Origin of the sequence: Vibrio sp. 10N.286.52.F8, from assembly GCF_041468745.1 — a bacterium.
Classification (GTDB): domain Bacteria; phylum Pseudomonadota; class Gammaproteobacteria; order Enterobacterales; family Vibrionaceae; genus Vibrio; species Vibrio crassostreae_C.
The window spans coordinates 3,774-6,761 of sequence record NZ_JBFRJF010000017.1 but is presented as its reverse complement, the minus strand read 5'-3'; the positions used below and the strand labels follow the sequence as shown (position 1 = coordinate 6,761).

General features: G+C 44.7%; 2 protein-coding genes, 1 tRNA gene and 1 rRNA gene. 1 reads left to right on the top strand and 3 read right to left on the bottom strand.

Going from position 1 to position 2,988, the window contains the following annotated elements; genetic code table 11:
* Positions 1–64: 64 nt before the first annotated feature.
* Positions 65–1,549: a ketol-acid reductoisomerase gene (ilvC, locus tag AB4133_RS10415; protein ID WP_017061965.1), complete on the bottom strand. Its 1,485-nt coding sequence runs from the start codon at positions 1,547–1,549 to the stop codon at positions 65–67.
* Between the two features lie 146 nt (positions 1,550–1,695).
* Here ilvC and ilvY point away from each other — a divergent pair, with 146 nt between their 5' ends.
* Complete coding sequence (gene ilvY / locus AB4133_RS10410) at positions 1,696–2,586, top strand: HTH-type transcriptional activator IlvY (RefSeq protein ID WP_017071469.1); 891 nt, start codon at positions 1,696–1,698, stop codon at positions 2,584–2,586.
* Between the two features lie 116 nt (positions 2,587–2,702).
* Here ilvY and AB4133_RS10405 read toward each other — a convergent pair.
* A tRNA-Ser gene (locus AB4133_RS10405) sits at positions 2,703–2,793 on the bottom strand.
* 71 nt (positions 2,794–2,864) lie between these two features.
* Positions 2,865–2,980: ribosomal RNA gene (gene rrf / locus AB4133_RS10400) — 5S ribosomal RNA — on the bottom strand.
* Between the last annotated feature and the right edge of the window lie 8 nt (positions 2,981–2,988).

The following is a 2,988-nucleotide window of genomic DNA, read 5'->3' as shown; positions in this document are numbered from 1 at the left end:
TGAACCATAAAAAAGCCCCGAACAAATGTTCAGGGCTATTTTTATTCAGTGATGAACTGGAAGATTAACCGCCAACAGCGATACGCTTCATGTCGCTCATGTAGCTACGTAGCTCTTCACCAATGTATTCTACAGGGTGGTTACGGATAGCTTCGTTTACTTCAATTAGCTTAGCGTTATCAACTTGGTTAGATGTCTCACCTAGACCACGGCCGATGACGTCCGTTGCTACTGAAGGCATGAACTTCTCACGTAGTAGCGGTGTTGCTACGTTAGCGAATAGGTAGTTACCGTACTCAGCAGTATCAGAGATTACAACGTTCATTTCGTAAAGACGCTTACGAGCAACTGTGTTTGCGATTAGTGGAAGCTCATGTAGAGATTCGTAGTAAGCAGACTCATCAATGATGCCTGATGCCGTCATAGCTTCGAATGCTAGCTCAACACCGGCACGAACCATAGCAACCATTAGGATACCGTTGTCGAAGTACTCTTGCTCTGAGATTTCTACGTCAGAAGCTGGGTAGTTTTCGAATGCAGTTTCGCCTGTCTCTTCACGCCAGCCTAGTAGGTTCACGTCATCGTTCGCCCAGTCAGCCATCATTGTGCTAGAGAAGTGACCAGAGATGATGTCATCCATGTGCTTGTTGTAAAGCGGACGCATTAGGTCTTTAAGCTCTTCAGAAAGCTCAAACGCTTTAACTTTAGCCGGGTTAGATAGGCGATCCATCATGTGAGTTACGCCACCAAACTTAAGTGCTTCAGTAATCGTTTCCCAACCGTATTGTAGAAGCTTGCCTGCGTAGCCAGGTTCGATGCCATCAGCAATCATCTTCTCGTAAGATACGATAGAACCCGCTTGTAGCATGCCACAAAGGATAGTTTGCTCACCCATCAGGTCAGATTTAACTTCTGCTACGAAAGAAGACTCTAGGCAACCTGCACGGTGACCACCAGTACCTGCAGCCCAAGCTTTAGCGATATCCCAACCTTCGCCTTTAGGGTCGTTTTCTGGGTGAACAGCGATAAGTGTTGGTACACCGAAGCCACGTTTGTACTCTTCGCGAACTTCAGAGCCTGGACACTTAGGTGCAACCATTACTACAGTAAGGTCAGCACGTAATTGCATGCCTTCTTCCACAACGTTGAAGCCGTGAGAGTAACCAAGAGCAGCGCCTTGCTTCATTAGAGGCATTACTGTTTCAACAACGTTTGTGTGTTGCTTATCAGGAGTAAGGTTGATTACTAGGTCTGCTTGAGGGATTAGCGTTTCGTAGCTACCCACAACAAAGCCGTTTTCATCAGCATTTTTGAATGATTGACGCTTTTCATCAATTGCCGCTTGGCGTAGAGCGTAAGATACGTCTAGACCAGAATCACGCATATTTAGACCTTGGTTTAGGCCTTGAGCACCACAACCAACAATTACGATTTTCTTACCTTCAAGGTATTCAGCTTCTGTCGCGAATTCTTCACGATCCATAAAGCGGCAACGACCTAATTGGTCTAGTTGTTCACGAAGGTTTAATGTATTGAAATAGTTAGCCATTCTAGGGCACTCCTTTAAAAATAAGTCCGTAAGGTCGATATCTCTCTATCGAATGACTTCATACTAAAACAGACACTCCGTTGCTGAAAGTGATATATTCACAATTAGTTATTGCAATAAATGCAACATGGAAACGATCGCAGAACATGAACATAAAATCTCTACAATTATTTATACATTTATGCGACAGCAAGAGTTTCAGCAAAACCGCTGCTGCTATGCACGTCAGTCCTTCAGCGCTGAGCCGTCAGATACAAAAGCTTGAAGAGGAAACAGGACAAGAACTGCTAATCAGAGACAACCGCAGTGTTGATCTTACCCCAGCAGGAAAACACCTATTGCCTGTAGCATTGAGCATCGTGGGAGAGTGGCAGCAATATAACCTTCACCTGAAGGGCGGAGAGCAAGAACTTAAAGGTGAGATCCGTATATTTTGTTCAGTAACGGCTAGCTACAGTCACCTACCTGAACTCATAACCGAATTTAGGGCTATTCATCCGTATATTGAATTTAAGCTCTCTACTGGTGATCCAGCTCAATCCATCGACAAGATCTTAAACGATGAAGCGGATATCGCGATTTCAGCAAAGCCAGACATCCTTCCTTCAAGGTTAGAATTCGAAACCATCAGCGATATTCCACTGTCAGTCATCATTCCATCTGGTGTGAGTAGCTTTAGCCAACAACTGCAATCCGATAAGCCAAACTGGAATGAAGTGCCCTTTATCATCCCAGAAGCAGGAACAGCGCGTGAACGAGCCAATGCATGGTTTAAAAAGATGAAGATAAAACCCAACATATACGCGCAAGTTTCTGGCCATGAGGCGATTGTAAGTATGGTGGCACTAGGATGTGGAGTTGGCATCGCACCTGATGTGGTCATAAACAACAGTCCAGTAAGAGATAAAGTTAGCCGCTTAAAGATAGAACCTATCAAGCTATTTGAGTTAGGCGTATGTTGTAAGCGAGCACAGCTAGATAACCCTCTAATTCGAGCGTTCTGGCAAGTTGCAGAAGGGAAATATTTAGCGGACTAGTCGTCATTGTTTTAAATACAAAAAAGGGAAGAGCACGTCAGTGCCCTTCCCCTTTTATTTATGTATATCGCAGATAAGAAAAAAGCCCGCTGATTTCTCAGCGGGCTTTCTAATGGTGGTGGAGGGATAGGGATTTGAACCCTAGAACCGCTATTAACGGTTGCCGGTTTTCAAGACCGGTGCTTTCGACCACTCAGCCATCCCTCCAAAAAATTGTCATCAACAGATTAGTACACTGTAGATGTTGTTACATGTATACACAGGTAACGATATTTAAAGCCTGGCGATGTCCTACTCTCACATGGGGAAGCCCCACACTACCATCGGCGCTATTGTGTTTCACTTCTGAGTTCGGCATGGAATCAGGTGGGTCCACAATGCTATGGTCGCCAAGCAAATTTT